Origin of the sequence: Nocardia veterana NBRC 100344, from assembly GCF_000308855.1 — a bacterium.
GTDB classification, from domain to species: domain Bacteria; phylum Actinomycetota; class Actinomycetes; order Mycobacteriales; family Mycobacteriaceae; genus Nocardia; species Nocardia veterana.
On record NZ_BAGM01000117.1, the window covers coordinates 26,660 to 43,173 of the forward strand.

The window sequence follows — 16,514 nt, forward strand, 5'->3', positions numbered from 1 at the left end:
CCAGTCCCATCGAGTACGACGATTCCCTCGACTACCCGGAATCGGAGTACTCGGCCTCGCTGGACGACTCGGAATCTCTGATCTATCAGCTCCACGGATCCGGTGCGCCACTGCACATCGTGATGGTCGCGCCCCCGTACTTCGAAGTGCCGCCGGCCGGTTACGGCGGTGTCGAAGCCGTGGTGGCTCAACTGGCGGACGCACTGGTTGCACGCGGGCACCGAGTCACCCTGCTGGGTGCCGGCCGCTCCGGGACTACTGCACGGTTCATTCCCGTCTGGGACGACATCCTCGCCGACCGCCTCGGCGACCCGTTTCCCGAAGTGCTCAACGCGCTCAAGGTCCGGCGCATCATCACCGAGCTCGCGCAGTCGGAACGGATCGACGTCGTCCACGATCACACCTTCGCGGGGCCGCTGAACGCTCCGATGTATTCCGCACTCGGCATTCCCACCGTCGTCACGGTGCACGGCCCGGTCGACGGGGAAGCTCAGGAGTACTACGGCTCGTTGACCGATACCGCGCAGTTCGTCGCCATCAGTGACCGGCAACGGTCGCTGGCGGAGAACCTGAACTGGGTGGGCCGGGTCTACAACACGGTCCGCCCGTCCGAATGGCCGTTCCAGACCCGCAAACAGGATTTCGCCCTGTTCTTGGGACGGTACGCCCCCTACAAGGGTCCCGATCTGGCCCTGCACGCCGCGCACCAGGCCGGCATTCCGCTGGTGTTGGCGGCGAAGATGAACGAACCACCGGAGAAGGCCTACTTCGAGACGGCCGTGCGGCCGCTGCTGCGCGATACCGATTTCGTCTTCGGCGAGGCCGACCAGATCGCCAAGCGGCTGCTGCTCGCCTCGGCGCGCTGCCTGCTGTTCCCGATCCGCTGGGAGGAGCCGTTCGGCATCGTGATGATCGAGGCAATGGCTTGCGGTACGCCGGTTGTCGCACTGCGCGGCGGCGCGGTCGAAGAAGTGGTGGACGACGGCGTCACGGGCATCATCTGTGACGACCCCGCCGAACTGCCGGCCGCCATCGCGGCCGCCGACGAACTCGATCCGGCCGCCTGCCGCCGCCGGGTCGTGGAACGGTTCTCGGTCGACCAGCTGGGAGCCGGATACGAAGCCGCCTACTACGCGGCGATCGACAAGACCGCTGCGGTGCCGACACCCGTCGCCGCGGACGGCGTGCCACTGATCCGCCCGCTCTCGGCCGTCGGAAACGCCTGAGCGGCAGGCGAATACATCTAAGACACCCGCATCCGGTCCGCCATGTCGCACGACCGGATGCGGGCGTTATCGGGGTAGGCCGCCCAGGCGGCCCTCCCACCGGACCAGCACGTCGGCCAGAATCCTGGCCAGCTCACGCCGATCCTCGTCCGGTAGTCCGGACAGCAGCCCGGCCTCGTAGGCCAGCTGACGCGGCATCAATCGATCGATCAACGCGCGGCCGGAAGCACTCAGCGCGATATGCGTGACTCGGCGGTCTCGGGTGTCGGCCCGACGCTGCACCAGTTCCCGCTGTTCGAGCCCACGCAACCGTTTCGTCACCGCCGCCGGAGAAGCGAAGGTCTCGCGCGCGAGGCGCCCCGGCGTCAGTTCGCCGCCGACGCGGCGCAGCGCCAGCAGAATGTCGAACTCCGGCCTGGTCAGCTCCTCGTCCCCGAGCGGTGCATCCGTGACCTGCTGCAGCAGCGCCGCACAGCGATTGATCCGGCCGATCACCGCGATCGGGCTCAAATCGAGATCCGGTGCGGCCCGGGACCACTGCCGCATAACCTCCGCGACCGCGTCCTCGCCGTTCGCCACTGGTTCGGCCGTCATCCCGGCACCGCCGCCATCGCCCGCACCGGCAGCCGATCCAGCAACTGATGGCCGGCTCGTTCGGCCGCCACGATGCGCTCATCGGGCAGCGGCCCGCTCCACCACTCCCCGGCCGCGGTGTCGGCACAGCTGCGCACCTCGATCAACGCCGCTGCCAGCCGCGCGCGATCGGCCCGGCTCGCGGTGCCGGATTCGACGGCGCGGCGGGCACGGTCGATCGCCGCGTCCAGGTCGTGCAGGGCGGCGGTCACCCGATCGGCGACTCGACGATTGGGTATCACGAAGCAGATCAGTACGGCGACCACGGCGCCGACACAGGTGTCGAGCCAGCGGTCCAGTCCGAGTTCGGACGCGGGGAACGGGGTGGCGAACTCGACCATCGCGAGCGCCATCGGCGTGATGAATACCGAAGCGACCCAATAGTTTCGGGAGATGGTGGCTTCCACGATCACCTGACACACCAGGGCCATCGCCACCAGCGCCACGGCGCTGTGGGCCCACGGCGCCACCGCCGTGAACAGACCCACGCCCACCAGATTGCCCAGCACCCGTTGCACAGTACGCTGCCACGACAGCGCGGTGTTCGCGACGATCAACACCGCTGCCGTCATCACCGCCCAATACGGTCGATTCACCCCCAGCGCCAACGAGATCCACCCGGCGAGGGCCGCGCCGAGAGTGACCCGCGCCGCCAGTGGCAACCCGGGCGCCCCCGGCCGGAACGCCCGCAGCACGCGCCGCAGGCCGGCGCCGCGCACCGCGTCGACGTGCCCCAGCGCGACACCGCGAACTTCGGCCTCTTCCGCTGCGGCGCACCGGATCCGGGGAACGACGCGACCGCGCCGCAGCATCCGGGCGTAGTGGTCGAGCGCCTCGGCGTCGAGGACGGACCGGCTCGGCGACGGGCCGGAAGGTCGTTGTGCCGCACCGGCATCCGGCGACGTGACCAGTGAGGTCGCGTCCGAGGGGTACAGCCGGGCCGCCGCCTCGGTAGGCCTTGTCGTCGCGGCGAGCGTTTCGGCCCGGGCGAGCAGGCCGGACAGTGCGGTGCGCGGTGCCGCGGTCCGCGACGAGGCCGGAACGCGATCCAAGGCGTTCCAGGCGGCTTGCACGGCGACCGCGGCCTCGTGGCGCGCACGAGGAATTCCGGCATCGCCCGCGGGAATCCGCAACAGCCGAGCGGTCGCCTCCAGAGCGCGGGCCACCGCCAGCCGTTGCGGCCCGTGCGGGCGGACCAGGGCGGGAGCCATACAGACACACCAGGCCAGTACGCCACCGGCGAATACGAGAGCGAGATGTCCGGGAAGCTGCTCCACCCGCTGCGGAATGAAGGCAGCGCTGGACACCACGAACGTGAAGATGATGTTGCCGGGTGGACCCATCCGGGAGGCGTCGCAGACCAACTTGTACAGCCCGGCCAGCACCGCGATCACCAGTACTCGCGACGCGGCGGAAGCGATCAGCGCCGACGCGGTCAGCGCGACGGCCGTGCCGGCGAACATGCCGAGGACCACCCAGGCCAAGGTCCGCGCACGTGCGACATAGGGCATGCCGTGCCCGTACAGGGCACACAGCCCGCCGGCGCTGGTGTAGAACGCGAGTTGCACCCGGCCGGTCGCGAGCAGGACGAGCTCCGGGCCGCCGATGGCCAGCAACGCGCACAGCGCGGACTGGTACCAGGTGTCGGCGACCGGTCGCATCCGGAACACACCACGCAGCGACAGCATCCGCAGGGCACCGCGGAGGCGGGAGGACGAGGACGAGGGAGAGCGCTGCACCGGTAAAGGTTAACAGGTATTTTACTGGGAAACTATCTACGTGAGCGACAGCACCGCCGACGCCCGCGGCAGCCCGCCCGGACCGACACCCCGCAACCGCTCCCCCTCACTCCGCGCCGACCGGAGACATGACGAACCGCCGATCGGCCGCGCGCAATTCATCGGCACGCAATCGCCATATTGCGAATGCAGAATTTACGCGGCAGTGGATACCGCCGCGGAAATCTGGAACATCACCTTGCCTTTTGTTCACGCCAGCCGGAATGGCCGGCGAGACAGCCCGGAATTGCGGTCTCGAACGTAATCTGCTATCGATCCCCGGTGAGCGACTTGCGGTATGCCCGCGGCGACATTCCCATCCAACGAGTGAAGGCATGGGTGAAATTCGCCGTTTCCGCGTAGCCCAAGCGGCGAGCCACATCCTCGACCGTGGCACCGGCCCGCAGCAGCTCCGCCGCCGTGCTCTCGCGCACGGTATTGAGCAGGCCGCGGAAACTCGCCCCCTCGGCGGCGAGCTGACGACGCAGGGTGCGGACGTTGATATGCAGCTCAGCGGCCACTTCGGCCATCGACGGCACCTCCCCCGGCTCCCGGAGCAGACGTTCGCGGACCAACGTCGACAGCTTCCAGCCGCCGTCCAGCAGCGTCTGCAGCGCCTCGCGACACTGCCGTTCGATCATGCTCGCGGTATGCGAATCCGCATGTGGCATGGCCAGATCCAGAAACGAGCGCGGCAGCACCAGCGCCGTGCGGGCACTGCCGGGCAGGATCCGTTCCACCGTCGCGATCTCCGCCAGGGCGTCGGCCCGAGCAGCGTCCAGCTCGAGTTCCAGACGCACGGCGGGGATGGTGACGTCGAGCGCCCGGCCGGCGACGAAGATCAACGCCACCTCGCGTTCGAGGAAGTATCCGCGCAGGTCCGCGGGGATGCCCGAACCATCGGCGACCAAGGCGACCTCGTCACCACCGGAATCGTCGAGCCAGTAGCGCGCCGAGACCGAAACCAGATCCTGATAGCGAATCGCGATCGACAGCACATCGCGCATCGTCGCGCTAGCCAACGCCGCCAAGCCGACCAGACCGGCCTTGCCGAGGGTGGCCTGGGCCGCGGTCTGCACCCCGAGACCGGGCCGATCACCGACGGCGCGAATCAGATTGCGCGCGACCGCGAATTCCTGCTCCGGCCAAATTCGCAACTGTTCATCGCCCAGATCCGCGGGCGCGATTCCGGTGCCGGCCAATAACAGGGTTTCGTCCAATCCGTGCGCGAGACCGACACTCATCATCATGCGCACACTGACGCTGCCGCGCGGTAACACATCGGACGGCGCACCGAACCCAACCACAGTCCGAAATTACCAATATTCGGTCCGTTCGGCACATTCCCCGTCCTGAATGGACGGGCATAACCTCAACGAACCGCCGTCGGCACGGGATGGCCGATCGGCCGGCAGGGATCGAGGAGGGCGAGAAGACCGTGGACATGTTCAGTACCTGTTGGATGGAACCGCTCGATCTCACACCGCAGAAGGCTCATCAGATCATGCAGATGCACCGCACCTGCCGCACCGACGAATGTCCGCGGCGCCGGGCCGCGCTGCGGGTACTGGTCGAGGCCGGGCGGCTGATTCCGGACTCCTCGCGCGTGCACTGACGGGTACACCTGCCCTAGCGGGGGCGACCCGCCCAGCCGTCGGTCCAGGATCCGGCGATGCGGCGGGCGCGCTCGGGCGGCATCCGATCGGGCTCGGTCAGAACCGCCAGGGTGAGCCCGTCCAGCAAACCCAGCAATTCCGCCGCGGCCTCCGCCGACTCGGCCGCGCGCGCCGGATTCACTGCGGCCAGCGCCCGCGCGATCAGTTCCTCGGTTCGCCGCCATTGGTCGCGATGCAGCGCGGCGATACCCGGATCGTGTGCCGCCCGGGCCACCAGGGCCAGCCAGACTCGCGCGAGCCGATCCGAACCGTCCGGCGGGATGAGCAGCTCGACCAGGCGCGCCAATCGTTCGGCCGGACTCAGCCGGGCCACCGCCTCGGCGTCGAAGCCGCGGGCCGCCTCGTCCCGCACGTACTCCCAGACCCGGTGCAGCAGATCGTCTTTGGTCGAGAAGTAGTACTGAACCGTGCCGATCGACACCCCGGCCCGAGTGGCCAACGTCCGGATGCTGACGCCCTCGATACCGTCCTCGGCGATCACATCGGCCAGCCGGTCCAGTAGTTGACGACGCCGGTCCGGCGTACCCTCCGCCGGCGCCGCCGCGGCTCGGTCAGCGCCCACCACCGCCACTCCTCTCCCGCTGATTGCGTGCCTGATAGTAGTGCCACGCCTGCGCACCGATCCGGCGCGCCATCGCCACCGGTTCCCGGCGGCCGTCGCCCCGCGACGCACGATCGACCACCGCCGCGAAGAACAGCAACAGCACGCCGATACCACCCACTCCGAAATAGAGAGTGTCACCGAGCAGACTCACCAGCAGCCGGGCGGATTCGTGATCCGGACCCGCCAGCGCGGGCAGAACCACCCCGAGTTGCAGCATGCGCAGACCCTCCGCGAGCAGCCACAGCAGTGCCGCGGCGGCCAGGGACAAGCCCGCGATGCGAACGCTGCTCGCCAAGCGGAGACCGACGATCAGCGAGACCACCGCCAGCACGACCACGGCCACTTCCCCGGCGCCGAAGATCAGCTCCGCGCCGCTCATCGCCCGGCCTCCGCCCGTTCGGGCCGGCGCAGCACCGCGACCAGCAGCAGCGCCCACGCGGTCACCAGCAGGAGGTTGCGCACGCCGGCGCCCAGTTCCATCCGGTGGGTCATCCCCTCGGCGCCACCGGACCCGAACCACATGGCCCGGCTGGTGACCAGACCGACCACCGAACCGATCGTGGCGACGACGGCGGCGAGCGCCGCGCTGCCGAAGGCCCGCCCCATCCGCCGCCGGTAGTACAGGACCAGCGCCGCGCCGAGCAGCGGTGCGAACAGGCCGAGCAGTTCGACGAGACGAAACATCTGCGACCACCCCTTTCATACAGTCGTATAGGAACGACCATACGACCGTACGGGACGATCGTCAATACGATCGTATGAGACCATCCGCGCGTCGAGCGCGTTGCCCGCCGGCGCGACCAGACGATTGGCCGGCCCGAGGCCCTCGACCACGGCGGCCTCGATATCCTCCGAGTAGGCAGTGCGTGCGGCGCCGGACCTTCGCCGCATCATCGGCCCGGCCCGAGGGGGATCGACCGGACCGCGCATGAGACCAGCGTCGCGAGTGAGCAGGTCGCCGTCCTCGGCCCGCGCCGGATCCCGAACGCCGTCCACGGTGCGTGCTCGCGGAACGCACGTGGACCGCCGATGATCAATGTGTCCGGCGCTCCGGAGAATTCGGCTGTATCGGCGGACCGCACGGCGCCACCGTCGAGCGGAGCGCCGCAGGCCGCACTACCGGCGCCCGTCCGCGAACGGCGCGGACATCAGGTCGTCTCACGACCGCGGTGCGCCGCCCCGATACGCCGGAGCGACCGCCGCCGCGCGGCTCCTGGCTACGCTGCGGCGGCCGCCGAGTGGACCGCTATTCTCCTGCGGCGCGGCGGATTTCACCGCCCGCGGCCCGATGCCGGGTGGCGCGGGCGGCGGCCGCGTCGAAGGGCTCCAGATGGTCGAACAGCGGATCCTCGTCGTCGACGTCGAGAACCACGGCGCGGCGACGCAGGGCGCGCGCCGCCTCACGGTCCATCCCCGGCCGGCGTTCGGCGCGGATGTCCTCCTGGGCAACCGGTTCGGACGCCTCCGAGCTCCGACGACGGGCACCGGACAGCCGGGCCGCACGGCGCCGGCGGATGTCCTCCTCGAATCGCACCTGCCGCCGCAGATACGCCAGGTAGGCACCCAGCGCCACGATCGAGAGCGCGCAACCCCACCACAGCGTCGCACTCACCACCACCGCGAAGCCGGCGAAAAGCAATGTGCTCAGGACCAATCCGAGCGCGGTGCGCTGGCGGAATCGATATCGGGCGGCACGGGCGATCGCATCGGCCTCCGGGTCGTAGCCACCGCGGCCCCGGCGCACCGGGACGAAATCGCGTGCGGCGGGCTCGGATTCGACGTCGTCGCCGTCGGCGGCATCGGCGGCGGCGTCGGCGAAGGATTCGGTATCCGCCAGCCGGGCCGGCACCGCCGCGGCCGGTGCGGGCGGAATGCGGGCCATCGACGTGGCCTGCGGGCGCTGCGCGTCCGCGGAGTCGGCGGCATCGGACGCCGGCGCACCGTCGGATTCGTCGCCGCGATCGTCGAGCTCGTCTTCGAGGGCGTCGGCGGCCGGCTGCGCCTCGTCGCCGTCGAAGTCCTCGACAGCGGCCGTATCCGCCGCCGCGGTCGCGCGCCGGCCGCCGGCGCGCCCGGCATCCTCTGGTTCGTCGCCCAGGTCGGCGCGCTGCCGCGAGGTGTCCGCCGCGTCGTCAGCCGCCTCCCCCGCCGAAACGGCGCGGCCGGTGGACGTCCGGTCTTCCTCGGTGACGGGCTCGTCGGCCGTGTTCGTCATCCGATCCTCCGCATCATCGCCGTGGAAAAGCCTGCTCTGCCGAAAGGACGGCACCCAATCCGGATCGGTCTCATGCCCGGTGGCCGGCCCTTTCTTCGCACGTCGTCTGGTACCACCTCGATGCAGCACCCGGGTTGCCAATGCGGCGTCCGTCGTACGGCGAATACGCGGATGCCGGTCGGCGAGCATCGGGAACAACACGAAGACCCAGAGCACGACCAACGCGATCCACAAGATCGAATTCGGCATCGCGCTCCCACCTCCGTCCCCGCCTGACCACTGTCCCTTCTCGACCGCTCGGCAGGTTCTCGCCACCTGTTTCGTCCTGGCACCGGACGCACCACCGACGTCCGTAGGTTAATGCGGTGTCACAGGAATAGCCCGCAGGCGCGCCGCTCACACCTGCCCCACCCGTCACAACCCGGTCGTGGCGTCGATCACGGCGGAGTCGCACGTCCCGTGCGAATCAGCCGGTCGACGACGGTTCCCGACACCTCCTCGACCGTCATCGCCACCAGCAGGTGATCCCGCCACGCGCCGTCGACGTCGAGATAGCGCCGCAGCATGCCTTCCTCGCGGAAACCGACATTGCGCAGCACCGCCTGGCTGGCCAGATTCTCCGGCCGAACCGTCGCCTCGACCCGATGCAGTCCCACCGCGCCGAAGCAGTGGTCCAGCCCGAGCGCCAGGGCGGCGGTCGCCACGCCCTGGCCGCCGACGTCCTTGGCGACCCAGTAGCCGATCCATGCCGACCGCAGGGCGCCGCGCACGATGTTGCCGATGGTCAGCTGACCGCTGAACGTCCCGTCGACCTCGATCACCAGCGGCACCATCGCACCGCGGCGCGCCTCGGCCTTCAGGCTCGACCACAGCGACGGCCAGTTCGAGGCGTGATTACGCGCCTCCCAGGTGCCTCGCCCGGTCGGTTCCCACGGCTCCAGATGTTCGCGGTCGCGCAACCGGATCCGAGACCAGGACGCGGCATCGCGCAACCGGATGGGCCGCAACGTGACCCGGCCACCGGCCACCCGCACCGGACCGAGATGTGCGGGCCAGCCCGGGTGCTGGGCGGCCCGGAAAACATTCATGTCCACATCTCACCCGCGCTGTGCGAGAAATGCGACCTGGACCTCTTCACCGGTGCGAATGTCGGTGACCTCCGGGTCGATGACGATCAGGCTGTTGGCCTCGGCGAGCGTGGACAGCAGATGCGACGATCCGTTCACCCCGAGCGGTTGCACCAGGTACTCACCGGTCTGCTCGTCGCGCATCAACTGCGCGCGCAGATAGCCGCGCCGGCCCTCCATCGAGGTGATCGGCATGATCGTGCGGGCCCGCACCACCCGGCGCATCGGATGCCGACGGCCGAGCGCGATCCGGATCAGCGGCCGCACCATGATCTCGAAAACCACTAGGGCGCCAACCGGATTGGACGGTAGGAGGAAGGTCGGCACCTCGTCGCGGCCCAGCCGGCCGAAGCCCTGCACCGACCCCGGATGCATCGCGACCCGGTCGATCGTCAACTCGCCCAGGCCCTCCAGCGCCTCGCGAATCTGCTCGGAGGCCCAGCCGCCGACCGCACCGGCGATCACGACGACCTCCGAGCGCACCAGCTGGCCCTCCACCACGTCGCGCAGCCGCTTCGGATCCGCGCTGACGATGCCGACACGGTTGACGTCCGCGCCGGCGTCCCGGGCCGCGGCGGCCAGCGCATAGGAGTTCACGTCGTAGACCTGTCCCGGGCCGGGAGTGCGATCGATGTCGACCAGTTCCCCGCCGATCGAGATGACCGACAGCCGGGGCCGCGGGTGGACCAGGACCTTGTCCCGTCCGACGGCGGCCAGCAGACCGACCTGAGCCGCGCCGATGATCGTGCCGGCCCGGACCGCGATGTCGCCGGGCTGCACATCGTCGCCGATACGGCGGACGTAATCACCCGACCGCACCGGTTCGTAGATCTTGATCCGGGCGCGCCCGCCGTCGGTGAAGTCCAGCGGCAGCACCGCATCGGCCAGGGTGGGCAGCGGCGCCCCGGTATCGATGCGCACCGACTGACGTGGCTGCAACCGGATCGGCTGGCGCGAACCGGCGGCCACCTCACCGACCACGGGCAGGGTCAATTCGATGGGATCGCCGTCCTCGGTCCGAATATCGGCGCCCGCGCCCTGCACATCGACGCTGCGCACGGCATAACCGTCGATCGCGGCCTGATCGAAGCCGGGCAGCGGGCGTTCGGTGACCACATCCTCGGCACACAGCAGACCCTGAGCCTCGGAAATCGCGACCCGGACCGGTCGCGGCGCCACGGCCGCCGCGGTCACCTTGATCTGCTGGTCCTCAACCGAGCGCATGCCGCCCTTCCCTCTACTCCGACTGATCACCCGATCCCGCGGCGACGGGACCCGGCCGATCCCGTCATTGCGACGCGATCAGCTGCGGGTTCCAATCCGGAGCGAGCCGACGCTGCAACCACTCGCGCAGGGCGGGGCCGTATTCGTCACGCTCCAAAGCGAAATCGACCGCAGCACGAAGATAACCGCCAGGGTTGCCCAGGTCGTGGCGCGACCCACGGTGGACCACGACATGAACCGGATGTCCCTCCGCGATCAGCAGCGAGATGGCGTCGGTGAGCTGCAATTCCCCGCCCGCGCCGGGCTCGATGCGGCGCAGTGCGTCGAAGACCGCGCGGTCGAGCAGATAGCGTCCGGCCGCGGCGTAGGTGGAGGGCGCGTCGGCGAGGGCCGGCTTCTCGACCATGCCGACGACCCGCAGCACATCGGGGTTCGCGGCCTCCGGCACCGGCACGACGTCGAAGACGCCGTAGGCGCTGACCTCATCCTTGGGCACGTCGATCGCGCAGAGCACGGTACCGCCGTGCTCACGCCGCACCCGGCTCATCACGTCCAGGACGCCGCAGGGCAGGACCAGGTCGTCGGGCAGCAGCACGGCGATCGCGTCCTCGTCGGGATCGAGCACCTGCTCGGCCTGCGCGACCGCATGGCCGAGACCCAGCGGCTCCTCCTGCACCACCGAGCTCACATCGAGCAGACCGGGCGCCTTGCGGACCTTTTCGAGCAGCTGGAATTTGCCACGCTCGGCCAGGGTGCTCTCGAGGACCAGATCCTCGACGAAGTGGGCGACCACCCCGTCCTTGCCGGGCGAGGTCACGATGACCAGGCGGTCGGCGCCGGATCCGGCGGCCTCGGCGGCCACCAGTTCGATACCGGGCGTGTCCACCACGGGCAGCAGCTCTTTCGGCACGGTCTTGGTCACGGGCAGAAACCGTGTCCCGAGCCCGGCCGCGGGCACCACCGCGGTGCGGAAACAGGACATCGCGGAAGGCACTGCCTGCGTCGCGTCCGATCCGGCGTCAGCTGTCATAAGTGCACACCCTATCCATCGATCTCGTCGTCGGACCGGCTCGCGCGCCGGTCCGGCATCTGGGAAGCCTAGGCGGACCCGGCGGTGCCGTCGCACCGAAGCGCCGGCCCAGCAACCCTGCCGAGGTCCGCCGCCGGAGCCCGCGACCGATCGCCGCCGGTCCGGCCGGAACCACTGTTTCGCCGCGGTACCAGCACGTTCGCGGTACCGCGTCGGCTCAGCGATTCCCCGCGACGGGCATCCGGAAACACCGGAGCGGGCAAACTCACCGTTCGCCCACCTAGGGTGGGCCTGTGGAGATCGCCGGTCAGCGGGACAAGCAGCGGTGGCGCGCCGAATTGCTGGCGGCACGGGCGGCGGTCCTGCCGCAGACCCGGGAGGCCGAGGCAGCGGCGCTGGCCCGGTCCGTAGCGGCAGTGCTCGACCTCGACCGGCCCGCCGTCGACGGCCCGGCGACGAACGGACGAAACGCTCCCGGTGCGCCATGGGTGGCCGGCTATATCCCGGTGGGCGGGGAGCCCGGCTCGGTCGCGATGCTCGATGCGCTACGGGCCGCGGGCGCCCGCGTACTCGTCCCGGTGACGGGGCCGCCGGGACCGCTGGATTGGGCCGAATACACCGGCGCCGAGCAGCTGCGCCGCGCCCGCTACGGACTGCTGGAACCGGCGGGGCCGGCCTTGGGACCGGCGGCCATCGCGTGGCCGGAAGTGATTCTCGTCCCGGCGCTCGCGGTCGACCGGCGCGGGGTCCGGCTCGGGCGCGGCGCCGGATATTACGACCGGACCCTGCCCGCGGCGAGACCGGACGCTGTGCTGATCGCCGTGGTCCGGGACGAGGAACTGGTGGCGGAGCTGCCGGAAGAGGCGCACGATAGGCGGATGGGGTGGGTGCTGTCGCCGCGGGCCGGACTGGTCCGGCTCGAACGAGATGAACAGGCGGCAGCCGGCTCGTGACGAGATGACTGGCACCGGCGGGTCCGCCGCGGCGGGCCCGGATCGGTGCCGGGAATCAACATCGGATTGGCACTGTTGGCACTGTCGGCTGTAGAGTGCTAAAAGACGAAGACCGTGGAGGTTCGCAGGTGCCTACTTACTCGTATCAGTGCACGCAGTGTGGCGACAAGTTCGACATCGTGCAGTCGTTTTCGGATGACGCCCTGACCACCTGCGAGAAGTGCAGCGGCAAGCTCCGCAAGCTGTTCAACTCGGTCGGCATCGTCTTCAAGGGCAGCGGCTTCTATCGCACCGACAGCCGCAACGGCTCGTCCTCGGCCAGTGAGCCGGCCGCGAAGTCGAGCGAGTCCAAGTCCGGCGACTCGTCGAGTTCGACCAGTTCGTCGAGCAGCTCGAGCTCCTCGTCGTCGAGCTCGTCGACCGCCGCCAGCACCGCCGTCGCCTGAGTCGACCACCCGCCCGGCGTCGTCGTTCGGCGGCGCCGGTGCGTGCGTTGCCCGGCAGCGCGTTCGCCCGTTTCTTCCACAGCCCGCCTGTTGTCCACAGGCGAATAGCCGACCTGCTCATCGTCGGAAACGACGGTGTGCCGGCGCCCTACCGTGGGCGGCATGCGGCATATCCGACTCGACTTTCGTTCCGGCGCAGACGGGGATCTGGGCCGGAACGGCGGCGCCGACCTGGCGGCCCGCCTCCGTCCCGCCTGGTTCGACCTGACGCTGCTGCGGCGGCTGGCGGCCGTCCTGCTCGCCGCCCTGGCCGCGGTCGTGGCCGTCCGCGACCAGCCCGCCGATCGGCACGTCTCGCTGGTGGTGGCCGCGCGTGATCTGATGCCCGGCCAGATTCTCGCCCCGGCGGACCTACGCCGCACCGATATTCCGGCCGCGGCAGCGCCGGAGGGCGCGATCACCGATCCGGCCCGCCTGGTCGGCGCGACCTCCACCGGGGCGGTGCATTCCGGAGAGGTCCTGACCGACTTGCGGGTCGTGAGCTCCCGTCTCGCCACCGTCGCCACCGGCGTTCCCGATGCCCGGATCGTACCGATGCGCTTGGCGGACAACGCGATTGCCGACATTCTGCGGGCCGGCGATCGTGTCGACGTGGTGGCCGAGGAAGCCGCCGGCTCCGACGGAACCACCTCCCCGAGTGAGCGCGCGCCTGCGCCTCGCACATTGGCCTCGGATGCCGCCGTGGTCCTGGTTTCCGGCGCCGCCTCCGCCGGCTCGTCGCGGCCCACCCGCTCCACCGACCGGGTCGTGCTGCTCGCCCTGGATTCACAGCGCGCGACCGCGGTGGCGGCCGCGTCGTTGCACACGGCCCTGACCGTGGTGTTTCACTGATGTTCGCTGTGTTCGCCAAGCATTTGCCATACCTGTCCGTTAGCATCCCGAATACCTCATCCGATAGCGGACAGCAATCGCCTCGGATGCCACGACCAGACCATACGGCGAGGCCGCGGGCACGCCAGATGAGACAGGAGCCGCAATGCTGAAGGGTTTCAAGGAGTTCCTGCTCCGCGGGAATGTAATCGATCTGGCGGTTGCCGTGGTGCTGGGCACGGCCTTCGTCGCAATCGTGACCGCGATCGTCGACGGGATCGTGAATCCGCTGCTGGCGCTGTTCGGCGGCACCAGCGACAAGGGCTGGGGGTTCTATCTCGACTCCAGTAAGCCGTCCACGTTCATCGCCGTCGGCCCGATCCTCACCGCGGTGATCAACTTCGTCCTCATCGCGGCCATCCTCTACTTCATTCTGGTGTTGCCCGCGACCCGCCTGATGCGGCGCTACGGCACCACCAAAGAGGCCGTGCAGACCGAGGTCGAACTCCTCACCGAGATCCGGGATCTGCTGGCCGAGGGCAGCAAGAGCGCCGGCGGCCGGCACGAATTCTGAACCGCCACGGTCGAATACGACGACGGGGCCGGTGCGTTGCGCACCGGCCCCGTCGTCGTATTCCGATGGGCTCAGCCCAGGCTGAACGGTTTACCCCACAGCGTCACCCAGGAGATGACATTGTCGGTTTCGACCTCGACGCTGACGAACGCGCGCGCCTGCGCGTAGCCACCGCAGCCCGTCAGGCCGATGGTCTCGTCGGACCACGCCACCGAACCACTGGTGCCCTTGAACTTGTTGCGGGTCTTGTGCACGCCCTGGCCGAAGTCGTCCGACTCCTCGAGGTCGAGGACATAGAACGATTTCGCCTGTCCCGGTCCGAGGGTCAGGTGGCCGCCGACATTTCCACCGGCATTCGGTTTGGCGTTCTCGCCGTCGCTCCAGTCCACCCCGGCACTCGGACCGCCCTCGGCCCCGCCACCGGAAATATCGACCTGGCAGCCCACGGTGTAGCCGGGATAGATGCTGCCGCCCACGGCGGTGGTGTCGCCGGAGAGTTCGACATGCGCGTCGCCCGTGACCCAGGCATTGCGATGCACCGGCGTCGCGCCCAGGGACGGGTTGATATTCGCGGATTCGCCGTCCAGCCAGACGTGCACGACGGTGCCGTCGGACAGCGTCTTGGACAGGTCCCCGCCGGGCAGCGGGACAAAGGTGTCGGCGTTGGCGGCGCCGGTGGAGAACAGACCGAGCGCGGCGGTCGCCACCGCACCGGCGCAGGCCAGGCGGGCCACGGTTTCGCGGATCTTCATATCAGGAATTCCTCGGATGAATCTTGTTGTACGAGAGACGTTTCGGCGGAACAGACCGCATCAGCCGATGGAGAACGGCTGCCCGTACAGGGTGGTCTTGGAGTAGTGATTGCCGACGACCTCGACAACCGTGTACGCGCGGGCCTGCGCGTATCCCGCACAGCCCTGGATCTCGATTTCCGCGTCCTGATATTCCACGCTGTAGTGGCCCGGCTTGGTGATGTCCTTGAAGTCGATCTGCACGAACTTCACCTGTCCGGGGCCCAGATCCAGCCCGATCGAACCGCTGGCGTCGGCGCCGCCGAGGCTCAGTCCGCCGGACAGACCGGCCGACACCGCATCGCTGGCGATATCGACCTGGCATCCGACGATGTAGCCGGTGTTGAGCTGCGAGCTGCCGTGCGTCGAGGAGTTGTTGGTGCCCGGCCCGTCCAGCGGGCCGTTGTTCGGACCGACCTCGGTCTCCGGCGCATTGGGCACATCGGCCTGCGCGTTACCCGAAACCCACACCACTCGACCCGCGCCGTTGGCGGCCATCGACGGGGAGATCAGCGCGTGCTCACCGGTACGGGAGACGACCACGCCATCGGGACCGTTCTTGTGGCCATCCGGCAACGGCACGAAGGTGTCGGCGTTGGCGGCACCGACCGAGAGCAGGCCGACAACCACGGCCGCGGCGGCGCCGATGCCCGCGAAGCGCGCACCCCACCGCACACCGTTCGCACGGTTCGTATTCATATTTCCCCTCATCAGGTTCTTTCGGTCGACCTCGAGGACCGAGGCCGACATGCGGTATTCCGGCATCGGCCGACGCCACCGGCCGACACACGATCGGGAGATCGCATACCGATTTCCGGCAATCCGGTGGCGCGGGCGTCGGAACCGGGCGTTGTTCCGCTGCCGACACGATTCAGGTGTCGGCTTGCTGCCTTCGGGAACCGCAGGTGAAGCTGCCCAGACGGGGACAATAAACGTCGGAGCTCACAGCTGCCAACATCGAACCGTGAATCAGCTCATGAGATCAGACACAGGCTATTACCGCATATATCAGAATTCGTGCATCAATTTGGCGGAAAATATCGGACAAGCCGGACATTAAACGCAAATGCAGCAAATGTGGCGCGCGTCGGGACGTGATATCCGGCGGCTGTCGGTTCTTCGGGCGTCGCCGAATCTTCGACTAGCTCAGCCGTGGTGGGGCGGCACCTGCGAGCGCAGCCAATCGTCCGAGGAGCGTGGCAGCTCACCGTCGGGGGCGCGCTCGTCGCTGCTCGCCCGCGGCAACGTCTCGCCGAAGATGCGGGCCAGGCGGGCGGCCTCAGCGGCCGAACGGGTGCGCCCCTTCGCCGGGCGATCCGCCTGCGGATCGTCCGACCGTCGCTCACCCGCCGGCCGCTCACTCATAC

Annotated in this window: 20 protein-coding genes; 7 read left to right on the top strand and 13 right to left on the bottom strand. The window is 69.2% G+C overall.

Features of this window, described 5'->3' with window-relative positions; translation table 11 throughout:
* Window positions 1-122 precede the first annotated feature (122 nt).
* On the top strand, window positions 123-1,226 hold the full coding sequence (locus tag ON37_RS22205; protein WP_245553366.1) for a glycosyltransferase family 4 protein: 1,104 nt from the start codon (window positions 123-125) through the stop codon (window positions 1,224-1,226).
* 66 nt (window positions 1,227-1,292) lie between these two features.
* On the opposite strand, the gene ON37_RS22210 is transcribed toward ON37_RS22205, so the two are convergent.
* Together ON37_RS22210 and ON37_RS22215 are read right to left on the bottom strand one after the other, a co-directional pair.
* A complete protein-coding gene (locus ON37_RS22210; protein WP_040721960.1) occupies window positions 1,293-1,820 on the bottom strand; it encodes a MarR family winged helix-turn-helix transcriptional regulator in 528 nt (175 codons plus the stop codon).
* Complete coding sequence (locus ON37_RS22215; RefSeq protein ID WP_040721961.1) at window positions 1,817-3,598, bottom strand: FUSC family protein; 1,782 nt, start codon at window positions 3,596-3,598, stop codon at window positions 1,817-1,819. The genes ON37_RS22210 and ON37_RS22215 overlap by 4 nt, the downstream gene beginning before the upstream one ends.
* Before the next feature lie 40 nt (window positions 3,599-3,638).
* On the opposite strand from ON37_RS22215, the gene ON37_RS33065 reads away from it, so the two are divergent.
* Entirely contained in the window at window positions 3,639-3,902 is a 264-nt protein-coding gene (locus tag ON37_RS33065; protein ID WP_157171545.1) for a hypothetical protein, read from the top strand.
* A 4-nt stretch (window positions 3,903-3,906) separates the two neighbouring features.
* Here ON37_RS33065 and ON37_RS22220 read toward each other — a convergent pair whose 3' ends face one another.
* A complete protein-coding gene (locus tag ON37_RS22220) occupies window positions 3,907-4,944 on the bottom strand; it encodes an AraC family transcriptional regulator (RefSeq protein ID WP_040721963.1) in 1,038 nt (345 codons plus the stop codon).
* 131 nt (window positions 4,945-5,075) lie between these two features.
* Here ON37_RS22220 and ON37_RS22225 point away from each other — a divergent pair, with 131 nt between their 5' ends.
* Window positions 5,076-5,252 carry a hypothetical protein gene (locus ON37_RS22225; protein WP_157171546.1) on the top strand — a complete coding sequence of 59 codons (177 nt, stop codon included), beginning with the start codon at window positions 5,076-5,078 and terminating at the stop codon, window positions 5,250-5,252.
* Between the two features lie 14 nt (window positions 5,253-5,266).
* Here ON37_RS22225 and ON37_RS22230 read toward each other — a convergent pair whose 3' ends face one another.
* The 7 genes from ON37_RS22230 to ON37_RS22265 form a co-directional block, all read right to left on the bottom strand.
* Complete coding sequence (locus ON37_RS22230) at window positions 5,267-5,875, bottom strand: TetR/AcrR family transcriptional regulator (RefSeq protein WP_168441197.1); 609 nt, start codon at window positions 5,873-5,875, stop codon at window positions 5,267-5,269.
* A complete protein-coding gene (locus ON37_RS33555) occupies window positions 5,865-6,296 on the bottom strand; it encodes a hypothetical protein (protein ID WP_040721966.1) in 432 nt (143 codons plus the stop codon). Before ON37_RS33555 ends, ON37_RS22230 begins: the two co-directional genes overlap by 11 nt.
* Entirely contained in the window at window positions 6,293-6,601 is a 309-nt protein-coding gene (locus ON37_RS22240) for a hypothetical protein (protein ID WP_040721968.1), read from the bottom strand. The genes ON37_RS33555 and ON37_RS22240 overlap by 4 nt, the downstream gene beginning before the upstream one ends.
* Before the next feature lie 562 nt (window positions 6,602-7,163).
* The gene (gene sepX, locus ON37_RS22250) at window positions 7,164-8,381 is read right to left on the bottom strand and encodes a divisome protein SepX/GlpR (protein WP_040721971.1); all 1,218 of its coding nucleotides are present in this window, start codon (window positions 8,379-8,381) and stop codon (window positions 7,164-7,166) included.
* Between the two features lie 188 nt (window positions 8,382-8,569).
* Window positions 8,570-9,220: a GNAT family N-acetyltransferase gene (locus ON37_RS22255; RefSeq protein ID WP_040722090.1), complete on the bottom strand. Its 651-nt coding sequence runs from the start codon at window positions 9,218-9,220 to the stop codon at window positions 8,570-8,572.
* A 9-nt stretch (window positions 9,221-9,229) separates the two neighbouring features.
* Window positions 9,230-10,483 carry a molybdotransferase-like divisome protein Glp gene (gene glp / locus ON37_RS22260; protein ID WP_040721972.1) on the bottom strand — a complete coding sequence of 418 codons (1,254 nt, stop codon included), beginning with the start codon at window positions 10,481-10,483 and terminating at the stop codon, window positions 9,230-9,232.
* Between the two features lie 64 nt (window positions 10,484-10,547).
* On the bottom strand, window positions 10,548-11,513 hold the full coding sequence (locus tag ON37_RS22265) for a UTP--glucose-1-phosphate uridylyltransferase (protein WP_245553354.1): 966 nt from the start codon (window positions 11,511-11,513) through the stop codon (window positions 10,548-10,550).
* Between the two features lie 293 nt (window positions 11,514-11,806).
* On the opposite strand from ON37_RS22265, the gene ON37_RS22270 reads away from it, so the two are divergent.
* From ON37_RS22270 to mscL, 4 genes are all read left to right on the top strand, one after another.
* Window positions 11,807-12,466 carry a 5-formyltetrahydrofolate cyclo-ligase gene (locus tag ON37_RS22270; protein WP_040721975.1) on the top strand — a complete coding sequence of 220 codons (660 nt, stop codon included), beginning with the start codon at window positions 11,807-11,809 and terminating at the stop codon, window positions 12,464-12,466.
* Window positions 12,467-12,594: 128 nt separating this feature from the next.
* Window positions 12,595-12,912: an FmdB family zinc ribbon protein gene (locus ON37_RS31935; protein ID WP_083893204.1), complete on the top strand. Its 318-nt coding sequence runs from the start codon at window positions 12,595-12,597 to the stop codon at window positions 12,910-12,912.
* A 162-nt stretch (window positions 12,913-13,074) separates the two neighbouring features.
* The gene (locus ON37_RS22275; RefSeq protein ID WP_083893205.1) at window positions 13,075-13,803 is read left to right on the top strand and encodes an SAF domain-containing protein; all 729 of its coding nucleotides are present in this window, start codon (window positions 13,075-13,077) and stop codon (window positions 13,801-13,803) included.
* Between the two features lie 145 nt (window positions 13,804-13,948).
* Window positions 13,949-14,356, top strand: a complete 408-nt coding sequence (gene mscL, locus ON37_RS22280) for a large conductance mechanosensitive channel protein MscL (RefSeq protein ID WP_040721977.1) — start codon at window positions 13,949-13,951, stop codon at window positions 14,354-14,356.
* 71 nt (window positions 14,357-14,427) lie between these two features.
* On the opposite strand, the gene ON37_RS22285 is transcribed toward mscL, so the two are convergent.
* From ON37_RS22285 to ON37_RS22295, 3 genes are all read right to left on the bottom strand, one after another.
* Window positions 14,428-15,108, bottom strand: a complete 681-nt coding sequence (locus ON37_RS22285) for an MspA family porin (RefSeq protein WP_040721978.1) — start codon at window positions 15,106-15,108, stop codon at window positions 14,428-14,430.
* 60 nt (window positions 15,109-15,168) lie between these two features.
* Window positions 15,169-15,846 (bottom strand): MspA family porin, encoded by a 678-nt coding sequence (locus ON37_RS22290; RefSeq protein WP_040722092.1) that lies wholly within the window; start codon window positions 15,844-15,846, stop codon window positions 15,169-15,171.
* Between the two features lie 447 nt (window positions 15,847-16,293).
* The gene (locus tag ON37_RS22295; protein ID WP_040721980.1) at window positions 16,294-16,512 is read right to left on the bottom strand and encodes a hypothetical protein; all 219 of its coding nucleotides are present in this window, start codon (window positions 16,510-16,512) and stop codon (window positions 16,294-16,296) included.
* Between the last annotated feature and the right edge of the window lie 2 nt (window positions 16,513-16,514).

What these genes read in the sequence shown, in the direction of transcription:
- ON37_RS22285 (WP_040721978.1), bottom strand. Translation starts at nt 15,108, where the DNA reads ATGAAGATCCGCGAAACCGTGGCCCGCCTGGCCTGCGCCGGTGCGGTG.
- sepX (WP_040721971.1), bottom strand. Translation starts at nt 8,381, where the DNA reads ATGCCGAATTCGATCTTGTGGATCGCGTTGGTCGTGCTCTGGGTCTTC.
- ON37_RS22255 (WP_040722090.1), bottom strand. Translation starts at nt 9,220, where the DNA reads ATGAATGTTTTCCGGGCCGCCCAGCACCCGGGCTGGCCCGCACATCTC.
- ON37_RS22265 (WP_245553354.1), bottom strand. Translation starts at nt 11,513, where the DNA reads ATGACAGCTGACGCCGGATCGGACGCGACGCAGGCAGTGCCTTCCGCG.
- ON37_RS22295 (WP_040721980.1), bottom strand. Translation starts at nt 16,512, where the DNA reads ATGAGTGAGCGGCCGGCGGGTGAGCGACGGTCGGACGATCCGCAGGCG.
- ON37_RS33555 (WP_040721966.1), bottom strand. Translation starts at nt 6,296, where the DNA reads ATGAGCGGCGCGGAGCTGATCTTCGGCGCCGGGGAAGTGGCCGTGGTC.
- ON37_RS22210 (WP_040721960.1), bottom strand. Translation starts at nt 1,820, where the DNA reads ATGACGGCCGAACCAGTGGCGAACGGCGAGGACGCGGTCGCGGAGGTT.
- glp (WP_040721972.1), bottom strand. Translation starts at nt 10,483, where the DNA reads ATGCGCTCGGTTGAGGACCAGCAGATCAAGGTGACCGCGGCGGCCGTG.
- ON37_RS22275 (WP_083893205.1), top strand. Translation starts at nt 13,075, where the DNA reads ATGCGGCATATCCGACTCGACTTTCGTTCCGGCGCAGACGGGGATCTG.
- ON37_RS22240 (WP_040721968.1), bottom strand. Translation starts at nt 6,601, where the DNA reads ATGTTTCGTCTCGTCGAACTGCTCGGCCTGTTCGCACCGCTGCTCGGC.
- ON37_RS22205 (WP_245553366.1), top strand. Translation starts at nt 123, where the DNA reads ATGGTCGCGCCCCCGTACTTCGAAGTGCCGCCGGCCGGTTACGGCGGT.
- ON37_RS22290 (WP_040722092.1), bottom strand. Translation starts at nt 15,846, where the DNA reads ATGAATACGAACCGTGCGAACGGTGTGCGGTGGGGTGCGCGCTTCGCG.
- mscL (WP_040721977.1), top strand. Translation starts at nt 13,949, where the DNA reads ATGCTGAAGGGTTTCAAGGAGTTCCTGCTCCGCGGGAATGTAATCGAT.